The organism is Variovorax sp. GW821-FHT09D07 (assembly GCF_059416345.1).
Genome location: NZ_JBWKOY010000008.1, coordinates 13,094 through 26,790, shown reverse-complemented (window position 1 = coordinate 26,790; position 13,697 = coordinate 13,094). Strand labels below are relative to the sequence as shown.

At 67.9% G+C, this 13,697-nt stretch carries 16 protein-coding genes; 11 read left to right on the top strand and 5 right to left on the bottom strand.

Annotated elements, in window-relative coordinates:
• Window positions 1-11: 11 nt before the first annotated feature.
• Window positions 12-452 carry a hypothetical protein gene (locus AC07OX_RS24450; RefSeq protein ID WP_495262292.1) on the bottom strand — a complete coding sequence of 147 codons (441 nt, stop codon included), beginning with the start codon at window positions 450-452 and terminating at the stop codon, window positions 12-14.
• Window positions 452-1,675: a bifunctional phosphopantothenoylcysteine decarboxylase/phosphopantothenate--cysteine ligase CoaBC gene (gene coaBC, locus AC07OX_RS24445; RefSeq protein ID WP_095947300.1), complete on the bottom strand. Its 1,224-nt coding sequence runs from the start codon at window positions 1,673-1,675 to the stop codon at window positions 452-454. The genes AC07OX_RS24450 and coaBC overlap by 1 nt, the downstream gene beginning before the upstream one ends.
• 124 nt (window positions 1,676-1,799) lie before the next feature.
• On the opposite strand from coaBC, the gene pyrG reads away from it, so the two are divergent.
• From pyrG to AC07OX_RS24405, 8 genes are read left to right on the top strand one after another with little or no spacing between them, the layout of a single operon-like run.
• The gene (gene pyrG, locus AC07OX_RS24440; RefSeq protein WP_139705616.1) at window positions 1,800-3,482 is read left to right on the top strand and encodes a CTP synthase; all 1,683 of its coding nucleotides are present in this window, start codon (window positions 1,800-1,802) and stop codon (window positions 3,480-3,482) included.
• Window positions 3,479-4,336, top strand: a complete 858-nt coding sequence (gene kdsA / locus AC07OX_RS24435) for a 3-deoxy-8-phosphooctulonate synthase (RefSeq protein WP_495262293.1) — start codon at window positions 3,479-3,481, stop codon at window positions 4,334-4,336. Before pyrG ends, kdsA begins: the two co-directional genes overlap by 4 nt.
• Complete coding sequence (locus tag AC07OX_RS24430) at window positions 4,333-4,623, top strand: DUF1330 domain-containing protein (RefSeq protein WP_062474654.1); 291 nt, start codon at window positions 4,333-4,335, stop codon at window positions 4,621-4,623. Before kdsA ends, AC07OX_RS24430 begins: the two co-directional genes overlap by 4 nt.
• 52 nt (window positions 4,624-4,675) lie before the next feature.
• Window positions 4,676-5,959, top strand: coding sequence for a phosphopyruvate hydratase (gene eno, locus AC07OX_RS24425; RefSeq protein WP_062474653.1), 1,284 nt, complete (start codon window positions 4,676-4,678; stop codon window positions 5,957-5,959).
• A 15-nt stretch (window positions 5,960-5,974) separates the two neighbouring features.
• Entirely contained in the window at window positions 5,975-6,253 is a 279-nt protein-coding gene (ftsB, locus tag AC07OX_RS24420) for a cell division protein FtsB (protein WP_070059525.1), read from the top strand.
• A 22-nt stretch (window positions 6,254-6,275) separates the two neighbouring features.
• Window positions 6,276-6,908 (top strand): nicotinamide riboside transporter PnuC, encoded by a 633-nt coding sequence (gene pnuC, locus AC07OX_RS24415; protein WP_495262294.1) that lies wholly within the window; start codon window positions 6,276-6,278, stop codon window positions 6,906-6,908.
• On the top strand, window positions 6,905-7,582 hold the full coding sequence (locus AC07OX_RS24410) for an AAA family ATPase (protein WP_495262308.1): 678 nt from the start codon (window positions 6,905-6,907) through the stop codon (window positions 7,580-7,582). Before pnuC ends, AC07OX_RS24410 begins: the two co-directional genes overlap by 4 nt.
• Before the next feature lie 52 nt (window positions 7,583-7,634).
• The gene (locus AC07OX_RS24405; RefSeq protein WP_495262295.1) at window positions 7,635-8,615 is read left to right on the top strand and encodes a hypothetical protein; all 981 of its coding nucleotides are present in this window, start codon (window positions 7,635-7,637) and stop codon (window positions 8,613-8,615) included.
• 3 nt (window positions 8,616-8,618) lie between these two features.
• On the opposite strand, the gene AC07OX_RS24400 is transcribed toward AC07OX_RS24405, so the two are convergent.
• Window positions 8,619-9,494, bottom strand: coding sequence for an AraC family transcriptional regulator (locus tag AC07OX_RS24400; RefSeq protein WP_495262296.1), 876 nt, complete (start codon window positions 9,492-9,494; stop codon window positions 8,619-8,621).
• A gap of 106 nt (window positions 9,495-9,600) precedes the next feature.
• On the opposite strand from AC07OX_RS24400, the gene AC07OX_RS24395 reads away from it, so the two are divergent.
• Entirely contained in the window at window positions 9,601-10,380 is a 780-nt protein-coding gene (locus tag AC07OX_RS24395) for an SDR family oxidoreductase (RefSeq protein ID WP_495262297.1), read from the top strand.
• A gap of 25 nt (window positions 10,381-10,405) precedes the next feature.
• Window positions 10,406-11,278 (top strand): NAD(P)-dependent oxidoreductase, encoded by an 873-nt coding sequence (locus AC07OX_RS24390; RefSeq protein WP_495262298.1) that lies wholly within the window; start codon window positions 10,406-10,408, stop codon window positions 11,276-11,278.
• A 12-nt stretch (window positions 11,279-11,290) separates the two neighbouring features.
• On the opposite strand, the gene hslO is transcribed toward AC07OX_RS24390, so the two are convergent.
• Together hslO and AC07OX_RS24380 are read right to left on the bottom strand one after the other, a co-directional pair.
• Window positions 11,291-12,289, bottom strand: coding sequence for an Hsp33 family molecular chaperone HslO (hslO, locus tag AC07OX_RS24385; protein WP_447743147.1), 999 nt, complete (start codon window positions 12,287-12,289; stop codon window positions 11,291-11,293).
• 31 nt (window positions 12,290-12,320) lie between these two features.
• The gene (locus AC07OX_RS24380) at window positions 12,321-12,845 is read right to left on the bottom strand and encodes a gamma carbonic anhydrase family protein (RefSeq protein ID WP_070059531.1); all 525 of its coding nucleotides are present in this window, start codon (window positions 12,843-12,845) and stop codon (window positions 12,321-12,323) included.
• 39 nt (window positions 12,846-12,884) lie between these two features.
• Here AC07OX_RS24380 and AC07OX_RS24375 point away from each other — a divergent pair, with 39 nt between their 5' ends.
• Entirely contained in the window at window positions 12,885-13,697 is an 813-nt protein-coding gene (locus AC07OX_RS24375) for a ferritin-like domain-containing protein (protein ID WP_492725771.1), read from the top strand.

The following is a 13,697-nucleotide window of genomic DNA, read 5'->3' as shown; positions in this document are numbered from 1 at the left end:
TGCTGCCTTGGTTACTTCTGTTGCTGTTCTTTTTGCTTGCGGGCGGCCTCTTCGAGCACCTGCTGCCATTTGGCGACCCCGGGCCTCAGATTGAGCCCCTTGAGAAAACGCTTGCCGAACCAGGCCGCCGCGGCGGCGCCCAGGACCAGCACGGAGAGCGGCACGCCGATGGCCCACAGCACCAGGAACACCATCGCCCCCATGCCGGCCAGCACCTTGAGCGTGCCCAGGGGGATGGCCTTGGTGCCGTCAGCCTTCGCGGCCTCGCCAGCCGGCGATTCACGACGTGCGACGGTGGTCCCCTGCGCACCGGGCGAAGGCGTCATGCCGACGTCCAGCCCGTGCTCGGATTCCTTGCCCGGGACGCGGGCAGACTGGCCGGCCCGTGCCGACAGCTGCTCCACGTAGCGGGCGAAGTCGCCGTTGGGTGGTGTGTTGGATTCGGTGTTCATCAGGCCCTCCAATCAGGAAGTCGCGCGGCAATTTCCGTCATCAGCTCACGCGCCAGCCGGAGCTTGGGCGCGCGGGGCAACTCGCGCACGCCCTTCGCGTCCACCAGCAGCAGCGCGTTGTCGTCCTGCCCGAAGGTCAGCGGGCCGATGTTGCCCACCAGCAGCGGAATGCCCTTGCGTTCGCGCTTGGCCTTGGCGTGCTCGGCGAGGTTCTCGCTCTCGGCGGCGAAGCCCACGCAGAACAGCTTCCTGGCTTGAGCGCGTTCGCTCTTGGCCACCGTAAGCAGGATGTCGGGGTTCTCGACGAAGTGCAGCACCGGCGTCTGGCCGCTGCCGTCCTTCTTGATCTTCTGGTCGCTGTGCGTCGCCGGGCGCCAGTCGGCCACGGCGGCCGTTGCTACAAAAATGCTAGCTGCCTGCGCAGCACGGGTGGTGGCTTCGAGCATCTCCTGTGCCGACAGCACGTCGATGCGGCTCACGCCGCGCGGCGTCGGCAGGTGCACCGGGCCGGCCACCAGCGTGACCTCGGCACCGGCCTCGCGCGCCGCGCGGGCGATGGCAAAGCCCATCTTGCCGGACGAATGGTTGGTGATGCCGCGGATCGGGTCCAGGGCCTCGAAGGTCGGGCCGGCCGTGACGAGCACCTTCTGCCCCGCCAGCAGCTTGGGCTGGAAGAAGGCCGTGATGTCTTCCAGCAGCTGTGCCGGTTCGAGCATGCGCCCGTCGCCGGTTTCGCCGCAGGCCTGCCAGCCGCTGCCCACGCCCAGCACGGTCGCGCCGTCGGCCGACACCTGCATCAGGTTGCGCTGGGTGGCCGGATGGGCCCACATCTCGCGGTTCATGGCCGGGGCGATCAAGAGCGGCACGCGGTCGGTCGGGCGTGCCAGGCACAGCAGGCTCAGCAGCTCGTCGGAACGCCCTTGCACCAGCCGCGCGATGAAATCGGCGCTGCAGGGCGCCAGCACGATCGCGTCGGCCTCGCGGCTCAGGTTGATGTGCGGCATGTTGTTGGGCTCGCGGGCGTCCCACTGCGAGGTGTAGACGGTGCGCCCCGAGAGCGCCTGCATGGTGACCGGCGTCATGAATTGCTCGGCCGCCTCGGTCATCACGACCTGGACGGTGGCGCCCGCCTTCACGAGCAGGCGGCACAGTTCGGCCGATTTGTAGCAGGCGATGCCCCCTGTGAGTCCGAGGACGATGTGTTTGCCGGCGAGATCTTGCATGGGACATATTGTTGCTCACATACCGACAAGATCAGGAACCGGATGGCCTTCGGCCGTGGAGGCACAAAGGGGACACCTATAATCGCAATTTCCCACTGCCCGGATTCACGCGTCCGGAACTGGCATGACCAAATTTGTCTTCGTCACCGGTGGTGTCGTATCTTCCCTTGGCAAGGGAATCGCCTCCGCCTCGCTCGCCGCGATCCTCGAATCGCGCGGCCTCCAAGTCACCCTCATCAAGCTCGATCCGTACATCAATGTCGACCCCGGCACGATGTCACCGTTCCAGCATGGCGAAGTGTTCGTCACCGATGACGGCGCCGAGACCGACCTCGACCTCGGCCACTACGAGCGCTTCATCAACACGCGGATGCGCAAGGCCAACAACTTCACGACCGGCCAGATCTACAAGACCGTGCTCGAGAAGGAACGCCGCGGCGACTACCTCGGCAAGACCGTCCAGGTCATTCCGCACATCACCAACGAGATCCAGGAATACATCAAGCGCGGCGCCGGCATCGGCACGGCGCATGAAGTGGACGTGGCCATCGTCGAAATCGGCGGCACCGTGGGCGACATCGAGTCGCTGCCCTTCCTGGAAGCCGTGCGCCAGATGAGCCTGCGCATGGGCCCGAACAATTCGGCCTTCGTGCACCTGAGTTACGTGCCCTGGATCGCCGCCGCCGGCGAGCTCAAGACCAAGCCCACGCAGCACACCGCCAAGGAACTGCGCGCCATCGGCATCCAGGCCGACGCCCTGCTGTGCCGCGCCGACCGCCCGATCCCCGACGACGAGCGCGCCAAGATCTCGCTGTTCTCGAACGTGCCCGAATGGGGCGTCATTTCGATGTGGGACGTGGACACCATCTACAAGGTGCCCCGCATGCTGCACGAACAGGGCCTGGACGGCCTGATCTGCGACAAGCTGCGCATCAACACCCCGCCCGCCAAGCTCACGCGCTGGGACGAGCTGGTGTACGAGGTCGAGCATCCGCAACAGGAAGTGTCGATCGCCATGGTCGGCAAGTACGTCGACCTGTCGGACAGCTACAAGTCGCTCAACGAGGCGCTGCGCCACGCCGGCATGAAGAACCATGCGCGCGTGAAGATCGACTACATCGACTCCGAGACCATCTCGGCGCAAGACGTGTCGCGCCTGGCCAAGTACGACGCCATCCTGGTGCCCGGCGGCTTCGGCCAGCGCGGCGTGGAAGGCAAGATCTCGGCCGCCCGCTTCGCCCGCGAATCGAAGGTGCCCTACCTGGGCATCTGCCTGGGCATGCAGGTCGCCACCATCGAGTACGCCCGCCACGTGGCCGGCCTGAAGAACGCCAACAGCACCGAGTTCGACCCGGAAACGCCCACCCCCGTGATCGCGCTGATCACCGAGTGGAAGGACCGCGACGGCACCGTGAAGACGCGCGACGAAAAATCCGACCTCGGCGGCACCATGCGCCTGGGCGCGCAAAGCTCCGACGTGACGCCCGGCACGCTGGCGCACAGCATCTACGGCGACGTGGTCACCGAGCGCCATCGCCACCGCTACGAAGCCAACGTCAACTACCTGGACGAGCTGCGCAACGCCGGCCTCGTGATCTCGGCGCTCACGCAGCGCGAGCACCTGACCGAAATCGTCGAGCTGCCGCAGAACGTGCACCCGTGGTTCATGGGCGTGCAGTTCCACCCCGAGTTCAAGTCAACGCCGTGGGGCGGCCATCCGTTGTTCAACGCCTTCATCAAGGCGGCGCTCGACCACAAGGACAAGGGCGCGGGCAGCACCAACAAGACGCTCAAGGCAGTGGCATGAAGCTTTGCGGATTCGACATCGGGCTGGACCAGCCTTTCTTCCTGATCGCCGGCCCGTGCGTGGTCGAATCCGAGCAGCTGCAGATGGACACGGCCGGCACGTTGAAGGAAATCACGGCGTCGCTGGGCATCCCGTTCATCTTCAAGAGCAGCTTCGACAAGGCCAACCGCTCCTCGGGCACGAGCTTTCGCGGCCCGGGGCGTGACAAGGGCCTCGAGATCCTGGCCAAGGTGAAGCGCGAACTCGGCCTGCCCGTGCTGACCGACGTGCACACCCACGAAGACATCACCGAGGCCGCCAAGGTGGTCGACGTGCTGCAGACGCCTGCCTTCCTGTGCCGCCAGACCGACTTCATCCACGCCGCTGCGCAGTCGGGCAAGCCGGTGAACATCAAGAAGGGCCAGTTCCTCGCGCCGCACGACATGAAGAACGTGATCGACAAGGCCCGCGCTGCCGCCAAGGAAGCCGGCCTGAACGAAGACAGCTTCATGGCCTGCGAGCGCGGCGCCAGCTTCGGCTACAACAACCTCGTCTCGGACATGCGCTCGCTCGCGATCATGCGCGAGACGAAAGCGCCCGTGGTGTTCGACGCCACCCACTCGGTGCAGCTGCCCGGCGGCCAGGGCACCAGCTCGGGCGGCCAGCGCGAGATGGTGCCGGTGCTCTCGCGCGCGGCCGTGGCCGTGGGCGTGGCCGGTCTCTTCATGGAGACGCACCCCGACCCGAACAAAGCCCTGAGCGACGGCCCCAACGCCGTTCCGCTCAAGCACATGAAGGCCCTGCTCGAAACGCTGCTGGCGCTCGACCGGGTCACCAAGAAGAACGCATTCCTCGAGGACAGTTTTCAAGCATGAGCAGCGGTTACGTCATTGCCCACGTCGAAGTCACCAACCCGACGCAGTACGAGGAATACAAGAAGTGGTCGAGCGTCGCGATGCAGGCGCACGGCGCCGAAGTCTGCGTGCGCGGCGGCCAGGTGCAGCCGCTCGAAGGCGACTGGAAGCCCACCCGCGTGGTCGTGCTCAAATTCCCCAGCTTCGAGAAGGCCAAGGCCTTCTACGAGACGCCCGAATACCTGAAGGCGCGTGAAGCGCGTGCCGGCGCCGCCATCATGAACATGATCGCGGTCGAAGGCCTTTGATTCCGTTTTTTGCCAGTCCACTCCACCAAGAGACCCAGAGAAAGAGATAGAGATGAGTGCAATCGTTGACATCGTCGGCCGCGAAATTCTCGACAGCCGAGGCAACCCCACCGTCGAGTGCGACGTGCTGCTCGAGTCGGGCACCATGGGCCGTGCGGCCGTGCCCTCGGGCGCTTCGACCGGTTCGCGCGAGGCCATCGAGCTGCGCGACGGCGACAAGAGCCGCTACCTCGGCAAGGGCGTGCTGAAGGCCGTCGAGAACATCAACACCGAGATCTCGGAAGCCGTGCTGGGCCTGGACGCCAGCGAACAGGCCTTCCTCGATCGCACGATGATCGACCTGGACGGCACCGACAACAAGGCCCGCCTGGGCGCCAACGCCACCCTCGCCGTCTCGATGGCCGTGGCCCGCGCCGCGGCCGAAGAGTCGGGCCTGCCGCTGTACCGCTACTTCGGCGGAATGGGCGGCATGCAGCTGCCGGTGCCGATGATGAACGTCATCAACGGCGGCGCGCACGCCAACAACAGCCTGGACCTGCAAGAGTTCATGATCATCCCCGTGGGCGCCAAGAGCTTCCGCGAGGCCGTGCGTTACGGCGCCGAAGTGTTCCACGCCCTGAAGAAAATCCTGGGCGACCGCGGCATCAGCACGGCCGTGGGCGACGAAGGCGGCTTCGCCCCCAGCGTCGAGAGCCACGAAGCGGCCATCCAGCTGATCCTGGAAGCCATCGACAAGGCCGGCTACACCGCCGGCGAACAGATCGCCCTGGGCCTGGACTGCGCGGCCAGCGAGTTCTACAAGGACGGCAAGTACGTGCTGTCGGGCGAGAACCTGTCGCTCACGGCCGAGAGCTGGACCGACATGCTCGCGACCTGGGTCGACAAGTACCCGATCATCAGCATCGAAGACGGCATGCACGAAGGCGACTGGGACGGCTGGAAGCACCTGACCGAACGCCTGGGCAAGCGCGTGCAGCTGGTGGGCGACGACCTGTTCGTCACCAACACCAAGATCCTGCAAGAAGGCATCGACAAGGGCATCGCCAATTCGATCCTGATCAAGATCAACCAGATCGGCACGCTGACCGAAACCTTCGCCGCCATCGAGATGGCCAAGCGCGCGGGCTACACGGCCGTCATCTCGCACCGTTCGGGCGAAACCGAAGACAGCACCATCGCCGACATCGCCGTGGGCACCAACGCCGGCCAGATCAAGACCGGCTCGCTGTCGCGTTCGGACCGCATCGCCAAGTACAACCAGCTGCTGCGCATCGAAGAAGACCTCGGCGACATCGCCGTCTACCCGGGCCGCGGCGCGTTCTACAACCTCAAGTAGCGCCTCGCAGCCTGCATGCGCGCGCGCTTCGTCCCTCCTCTCATCCTGGTGCTGCTGCTGGTCATCCTGCAGTGGCAGCTGTGGAACGGGCGCGGCAGCGTGCGCGAGGTCGCCCAGCTGAGGACCCAGCTGGCCGACCAGAAGGACGCCAACGCGAAGGCCGCCCTCAACAACGAGCGGCTCGCGTCCGAAGTCAATGACCTGAAAGACGGCCTCGAGATGGTCGAGGAACGCGCCCGCGCGGAACTCGGCATGGTCAAACCGAACGAAGTCTTCGTGCAGATCGCGCACTGATCCTTTCTTTCGCCGCTTCTCGATGCCAGAGCTTCTCTCGGCCTCCGCCTTTGCGCTGTGGGGTTCTCCCGTCACCTGGCTCGAGCTCGTCGCCGCCGTGCTCGCGCTCGCGATGGTCGGCTGCAACATGCGCGAGATCCACTGGGGCTGGCCGCTGGCGATCGTCAGCTCGCTGCTCTACGTGGTGGTGTTCGCCAACGCACGCATCTACGGCGACGCCTCCCTTCAAGTCTTCTTCGCTTTCGTCGCCCTCTGGGGCTGGGCGCAATGGCTGCGCGGCTTTCGCGCCGACGGCAGCGCCTTGCGGGTCAGCCGGCTGTCGCCGCGCGGGACCGCGTACGCCCTCGTGGCCTGCGCCATTGCGTGGCCCGTGGTCGCCCTCTTCCTGCGCCGCTTCACCAACACCGACGTGCCCTGGTGGGACGGCTTCGTCACCGGCCTGAGCCTGGTCGGGCAGTTCCTGCTCGGACGCAAATTCATCGAGAACTGGCTCATCTGGCTGGCCGTGAACGTGGTCAGCGTGGGCCTGTTCATCCACAAGGGCCTGTGGCTCACGACAGCGCTGTACGCGGTGTTCGCCGTGCTCAGCGTGGCCGGCTTCCTGGCATGGCAGCGACGCCTGCCGAAGGCCACGACGAAGGCGGTGCCGGCATGACGCCGAACCTGCCGACCGGCTGCGTCATCGCGCTCGTGGGCGCCGAGAGCACGGGCAAGACCGAGCTCTCGCGCGCCATCGCACAGCGCCTGCAGGACCGCGGCACGCCCGTCACGCTGGTGGGCGAGTACCTGCGCGAATGGTGCGAACGCGAAGGCCGCACACCGCGCCCCGACGAGCAACAGGCCATCGCCGACGAACAGAGGCGCCGCATCGACGCCGCTGCCGCCACTGGCGTGGTGGTGGCCGACACCACGGCGCTCATGACGGCGGTCTACAGCGAGCAGTTGTTCGCCGACACCTCGCTCTACGACAGCGCCCTCGCTGCGCAGCGGCGCTACGCCATCACGCTGCTCACCGCGCTCGACCTGCCCTGGGTGGCCGACGACATGCGCGACGGTCCCCATGCGCGCCAGCCGACCGACACGCTGGTGCGCGCCGCGCTCACGCGCGCCGGACTCTCGTACGCCGTGGTGCATGGCAGCGGCGGCGAACGGCTGGCGAACGCATGGAATGCGATCAACACCATCGCCGGCAACGAAGGCCGTGCCCGCACGCGCACCCGCCGCGACGCCAAGCCCGCCTCGTGGACATGGCCTTGCGAGAAGTGTTCCGACCCGGAATGCGAACATAAGCTCTTCAGCGACCTGATGGCGCGCCGCGATCCGCCCTGAGCCTTCCGGCTCCTGCGCGTTCGCGCGCCCTCTCCCCTTCACCGGAGACCCGATGCCCGTTTCGATTGCTGCGCGCCCTGCCTCGCGCGCTCCCGCCGCTTTCCTCGCCCTGCTGCTGGCCGCCGGTGCCGCTTCTGCAGCCCCTGTGGCCGCCACCGTCGAGAACGCCACCACCCCCACGGCCTGCGCCGAGGAAGACAACGTGTCGATGGTGCTGCGCGGCGACGGCATCCGCCGCCTGCGCATCGAAGCGCTGCAGCCCAGCTACCTCGGCAGCATCGGCAACGACGTCACCGCGCCCGATTTCTCGGGCTGCAATTTCGACGGCGGCGCCCACCCCACCGACCCGGCGCACCGCTTCAAGCAACGCACCGTCGTGCTGCTCGACAACGCGCAGTGGCGCATCGTCGGCATGACGCTGCCGACCTTCTGGCGGCCGGCGCGCGTGCCGGTGCAGGTCGGCATGCGCCACGACCGCGGCTTTCACCTGCTGCAGGTGTTCAAGAAGGAAAACGGCAAGGCGCTCGAGGCCATCGTGCTCTACCCCTCCGACGGCTACTGGCGCCTCAAGCCGCTGCCCGAGGCGCGCTTCGGCGACGGTGTGTACGGCTCGTCGTTCCTGCTCGGCCCGGTCGTTCAAGCCGGGCGGCCGGTGGTGAACATCGCGTCGATCCGCGTGGTGCCGAAGCCCCTCGCCATCCACCTGCGCTTCACCGACGGCGGCAAGGCGGTGGCGCGCGTGACCGAGATCAGCCGCACCCGCACCGCGCTCGACGTGACGCTCTCCCACCCCACAGCAAGCGCGAAGCAGCCCTTTGCCGTGCTGCGTTCGATGTACGTGACACCCGACAACGCCGACATGAGCGAGGTGCGCTGGCAGGCCTCGCCGCAAGCGGCCGAGCAGGTGTTGCCGCTGCCCGAGGTGAAGACGCTGAACGCCACGCAGGTGCGCTTCGGCCGCAGCCTGCCCTCGAAGCACAACACCAGCGCACCTGACATCGCATTCAGCGGCTTCGGCGACGAAGCGCGCTGAACCCTACGCCGCGCGCCGCACCTCGCCGGGCGTGAGGCCCAGCACGCGGCGCATGCAGCGCGCCATGTGGCTCTGGTGCGAGAAGCCGCTCTCGAGCGCCACGAGGCTCGCGGGCATCTCGCTGTTCAGCAGCAGGCTGCGCGCGCGGTCGACACGGCGGTGCACCACATACGCATGCACCGCCTGGCCGGTCGAGCGCTTGAACTGCGTCTTCAAATGCGAGGCGCTCAGGCCCGCGACCTCGGCCAATGCGGCCAGTGACAGGTCGCCATCCAGGTGCGCCTCGATGAACTCGGTGACACGCTTCAGCTGCAGCCGCGCCAGCCCCTGCGCGGGTGACGGCGCCACCTGCGGGCCGGCCGCGATCAGCTGCACCGCGAGTGCGGTGCCGAGGCTGTCGGTGTAGAGCCGGCCGTTGGGAAAGCCCGCGCGGCGCTCGGCGTCGAGCGCCCAGGCGATGTGCTCGATCTGCGGGTTGCGAAACTGGTGGCGCTCGCCGAGCACCGCGCGCTCGGCCGGCAGGCCCATCTCGTCGGCCGTGCGCACGAGCAGCGCGGGCGCCATGCGCACCACCACCGAGGTGCTCGGCGATTCCTCGTGCCAGATGTCGGTGCTGCCGGCCGGCAGGATGTCGAGGTCGCCGCGCGTGTAGAGAAAGCGATGGAACTGGCAGGCGCCCGCCACCGGCGCGCCCGCGTGCAGCTTGAGGCGGTGGTCGGGCAGCGCCTCGTACCCAACGACCCCGCCGGGGGTCTGGCGCACGTCGACGCGCAGGCTGTCGGTGGCGGGCGGCGCGACGAAGCTGTCGGCCGACAGCGCCACCTCGCACGCCACACCACCGTGCCCGTGCAAATCGGTGTCCAGATCGGTATCGCTCATCGAAACATTATGGGCCGCCGGCGCCGCGCATGCCGTCGACCGTTTGTGCTCCCCCACGGCCGAACGTGCGCGACCGCGAGCCGCGCGATCCGGATCATCGACGGCCATGAACACCACACCCCACACCCCCTACGCAGGCAAGAAAGCCGTCATCACCGGCGGCACCCTCGGCATGGGCCTGGCCACCGCGCAGGCGCTGCTCGACGGCGGCGCCGACGTGCTCGTGACCGGCCGCAATCCGCAGAACCTGGATGCCGCGCGCCGCGTGCTCGGCCCGCGCGCGCATGTGCTGGCGTCCGACACGGCCTCGCTGGCCGACATCGACGCCCTCGCCGCCACGGTGCGCGAGCGCTTCGGCCGCATCGACCTGCTGCACATCAACGCGGGCATCTCGTCGCTCGAACCCTTCGAGCAGGTGACCGAGGCCGGCTACGACCGTGCCTTTGCGGTCAACACCAAGGGCCCGTTCTTCACGGTTCAGCGCCTCGCACCGCTGATGCCTGCGGGCAGCGCCATCGTCTTCACCTCGTCCATTGCCGACGAAGGCGGCATGCACGGCATGAGCGTGTACAGCGCCACGAAGGCCGCATTGCGCTCGATGGCCTCGGGCTTCGCGGCCGAACTGGTGACGCGCGGCATCCGCGTGAACGTGGTGAGCCCCGGCTTCATCGACACGCCCACGCTCGGCGTGACCGACGCCACCGCCGAGGAGCGCGCCGAGTTCATGCGCCTGGGCGACCAGATCACGCCGATGCGGCGCCACGGCACCTCGGCCGAAGTCGCGCGCGCGGTGCTCTTCTTCGCCTTCGAGGCGACCTTCACGACGGGCGCGCGGCTCACCGTCGACGGCGGGCTGGGCCAGGGCCTGACGCCGGCTGCCGCTTGATCCGATCTCTCACCAAGGACTTCACATGACCGACGTTTCCCTCATCGGCCTCGGCCCGATGGGCCTGGCCCTCGCGCGCGCCCTTCAATCGAGATTCACGCTGACGGTGTGGAACCGCACCGCCGAGCGCGCCAAGCCTCTGCTCAACCAAGGCACGGTGCTCGCACCCACGGCCCTGGCCGCCGTGCAGGCGAGCCCCGTGGTGCTGGTCTGCGTGGCCGACTACCCGGCGTCGCGCGCCATCCTCGCCGCGCCCGGCGTTCACGACGCGCTGCGCGGCAAGGTGCTGGTGCAGCTGAGCACCGGCACGCCGCAGGACGCACGCGACGACTGGGCCGCGCTGAGCGGCGTGGCCTACCTCGACGGCGCCCTGCTCGCCACGCCCAGCCAGATCGGCCGGCCCGACACGCCGCTCTTCATCTCCGGCGAAGCACGTACCCTCGCCGCCTGCCGGCCGCTGCTCGAAGCCGTCGCCGGCAACATCCAGCACATGGGCGAGCCGATCGGCAACGCGGCGGCCTGGGACCTCGCCACGCTCTCGTGCATGTTCGGCGCGATGAGCGGGTTCTTCCACGGCGTGCGCATCTGCGAGGCCGAGGGGCTGCCGGTGGACGGGTTCGCGCAGATGATCGGCGCGATCTCGCCGGTGCTCGGCGAAATGATCCAGGCCGAGGGCGAGGCCATCCACGCCGGCCGGTACGGTGAGCCCGAGAGCTCGATGGCCACCTGCGCGGGCTCGGGTCGGCTCTTCGTGAAGCAGGCGCGCGAGGCGCAACTCGACGCGGGCTTTCCGGATTTCCTGATGGGGCAGTTCGAGCGCGCGCTGCGCGCGGGCCTGGGCAACGAGCGCCTGGCCGCGATGGTCAAGGTGCTGCGGCAACAGCCGCAGCCCGCTTGAACCGCGTCGCGCTTACTGGACGACCGGGCTGCCCGGCAGCTGGTCGCCCAGCGGCTTGAACAGCTGCGCGGTGTCGACCGCGTCGAAGCGGTACTGCTTGCCGCAGAAGTCGCAGCCGACCTCGATGTCGCCGCGCTCGGCGAGGATTTCCTCGGCCTCTTCCACGCCGAGCCCGCGGATCATCTGCGCCACGCGCTCGCGGCCGCAGGTGCAGGCGAAGTGCGGACCCAGCAGGCCCGCCTGGGGTTCGAAGCGCAGCAGCTTCTCTTCCCAGAACAGGCGGCGCAGGATGGTCTCGACGTCGAGCGTGAGCAGTTCGTCGCGCGTGAGGCTCGACGCCAGGATCGAGATGCGGTTGTATTCCTCGTTGCGGCCGATCTGGTCCTGGTGCGCCTCGTCGTGCGTCTGCTGCGAGGTGCCTTCGAGGTTGCCTTCGCCCTTGATGGGCAGGCGCTGGATCAGCAGGCCGGCCGCCACCTTGTCGTCGGCGGCGAGCACCAGCGTGGTGTCGAGCTGTTCGCTTTGCAGCATGTAGTGCTGCAGCACGTCGCTGAGCTTGCCCAGCTTCTGGCCGTCGTCGCCGAACAGCGGCACGACGCCCTGGTACGGCGTGGTGCCCGGGAGCTTGTCCTTCGGGTCGAGCGTGATGGCGCAGCGACCCTTGTTGTTCACGTTGACCATGTCGGGCAGGCGCGCGTCGGCCGGCAGGTCGCCGATGACCTTGGCGGTGGCGCGCAGGCTCAGGTCGGGCTTGGCCTCGGCCACGGCCACCTTCACGGGGCCGTCGCCGAAGATCTGCAGGATCAGCGCGCCGTTGAACTTGATGTTGGCCTGCATCAGCGTGGCCGCGGCCGTCATCTCGCCCAGCAGCTCGGCCACGGGCGGCGGGTAGGCGCCGGTGGCGGTGTTGGAGGCGCGCCGCGCAAGGATCTCCTGCCACGCATCCGTCAGGCGCACGATCATGCCGCGCACCGGCAGGCCATCGAACAGGAATTTGTGCAGCTCGCTCAAAACGGAATCTTTCTGTCTGTGCCTGCGCGGGTCAGGCGATTTTTTTCAAGCCCTTCGCAAAGCGATGGGCGTTTTCTACGTAATGCTCGGCGCTTTGCCGCAGCTTGGCGGCGGCGGCATCGTCGAGCGTGCGCACCACCTTGGCGGGCGAGCCGATGATGAGGGAGTTGTCGGGAAACTCCTTGCCCTCGGTCACGACGCTGCCGGCGCCAACGATCGAATTGCGGCCGATCTTCGCGTTATTCAAGACCACCGCCTGGATGCCGATCAGCGAGTTGTCGCCGATGGTGCAGCCGTGCAGCATCACCTGGTGCCCCACCGTCACGTTGTCGCCGATGGTCAGCGGGCAGCCGATGTCGGCGTGCAGCACCGACAGGTCCTGGATGTTGCTGTTGCGCCCGATGGTCAGCACCTCGGTGTCGCCGCGCAGCACGGCGCCGAACCAGACGCTCGCGTTCTCTGCCAGTTCGACATTGCCCATGACCTGGGCGCTGTCCGCGACCCATGCGCCTTCGCCAAGGCGCGGTGCAATGCCATCCAATTCGTAAATCGCCATCGTGGTTGTCTCCGGAGGGGCAAAACTAGAATTGTAGGGATGCACCCCCGATTGAGCGCGCTGGCCGCGCTGCGCCTGACAGACCCCGACGACAAGGTGGCCGCCACGCGCGCCACGGCTGCACAGGCAGCTACTGTTTCCATAGCAATCGAGCCCCTGCGCACGCCCGGCGACGACGACGGTGTGCCCGGCCGCCCCGAGCGCCCGCTGCGCGTGGCCGCCACCGCCGTGCAAAAGCGCTCGCCCTTCACGCCCGAAGGCCGCGCCGCGCTGATCCATTCGATCTGCCACATCGAGTTCAACGCCATCAACCTCGCGCTGGACGCCGTGTGGCGCTACGACGGCATGCCCGAGGCCTACTACCGCGACTGGCTGCGCGTGGCCGACGAAGAGGCGCAGCACTTCACGCTGCTGCACACGCACCTGCAGGCCATGGGCTGGCGCTACGGCGACTTTCCGGGCCATGACGGCCTGTGGAACATGTGCGAAAAGACGAAGGACGACGTGCTCGCGCGCATGGCGCTGGTGCCGCGCACGCTCGAAGCGCGCGGGCTCGACGCCACGCCGCTGATCCAGTCCAAGCTCAAGCGCGTGAACACGCCCGACGCGCTGCGTGCCGTGGAAATCCTCGACATCATCCTGCGCGACGAAGTGGGCCACGTGGCCATCGGCAACCACTGGTACCGCTGGCTGTGCGAGCGCGCCGGGCTCGACGCCGAAGCCAACTACCCGGCCCTGGTGGCGCGCTACGACGCACCGCGCCACAAGCCGCCTTTCAACCTCGAAGCACGCGGCCGGGCGGGCTTCAGCCCCGCAGAGCTGCGCGCGCTGACCGACTCCCGCCCCGAATAA

Bases quoted from the DNA above. Each gene is read 5' to 3' on its own strand.
- eno (WP_062474653.1), top strand. From the start codon at position 4,676: ATGAGTGCAATCGTTGACATCGTCGGCCGCGAAATTCTCGACAGCCGA.
- AC07OX_RS24395 (WP_495262297.1), top strand. From the start codon at position 9,601: ATGAACACCACACCCCACACCCCCTACGCAGGCAAGAAAGCCGTCATC.
- AC07OX_RS24405 (WP_495262295.1), top strand. From the start codon at position 7,635: ATGCCCGTTTCGATTGCTGCGCGCCCTGCCTCGCGCGCTCCCGCCGCT.
- ftsB (WP_070059525.1), top strand. From the start codon at position 5,975: ATGCGCGCGCGCTTCGTCCCTCCTCTCATCCTGGTGCTGCTGCTGGTC.
- AC07OX_RS24410 (WP_495262308.1), top strand. From the start codon at position 6,905: ATGACGCCGAACCTGCCGACCGGCTGCGTCATCGCGCTCGTGGGCGCC.
- AC07OX_RS24430 (WP_062474654.1), top strand. From the start codon at position 4,333: ATGAGCAGCGGTTACGTCATTGCCCACGTCGAAGTCACCAACCCGACG.
- AC07OX_RS24375 (WP_492725771.1), top strand. From the start codon at position 12,885: ATGCACCCCCGATTGAGCGCGCTGGCCGCGCTGCGCCTGACAGACCCC.
- pnuC (WP_495262294.1), top strand. From the start codon at position 6,276: ATGCCAGAGCTTCTCTCGGCCTCCGCCTTTGCGCTGTGGGGTTCTCCC.
- kdsA (WP_495262293.1), top strand. From the start codon at position 3,479: ATGAAGCTTTGCGGATTCGACATCGGGCTGGACCAGCCTTTCTTCCTG.
- AC07OX_RS24450 (WP_495262292.1), bottom strand. From the start codon at position 452: ATGAACACCGAATCCAACACACCACCCAACGGCGACTTCGCCCGCTAC.
- AC07OX_RS24400 (WP_495262296.1), bottom strand. From the start codon at position 9,494: ATGAGCGATACCGATCTGGACACCGATTTGCACGGGCACGGTGGTGTG.
- AC07OX_RS24390 (WP_495262298.1), top strand. From the start codon at position 10,406: ATGACCGACGTTTCCCTCATCGGCCTCGGCCCGATGGGCCTGGCCCTC.
- pyrG (WP_139705616.1), top strand. From the start codon at position 1,800: ATGACCAAATTTGTCTTCGTCACCGGTGGTGTCGTATCTTCCCTTGGC.
- coaBC (WP_095947300.1), bottom strand. From the start codon at position 1,675: ATGCAAGATCTCGCCGGCAAACACATCGTCCTCGGACTCACAGGGGGC.
- AC07OX_RS24380 (WP_070059531.1), bottom strand. From the start codon at position 12,845: ATGGCGATTTACGAATTGGATGGCATTGCACCGCGCCTTGGCGAAGGC.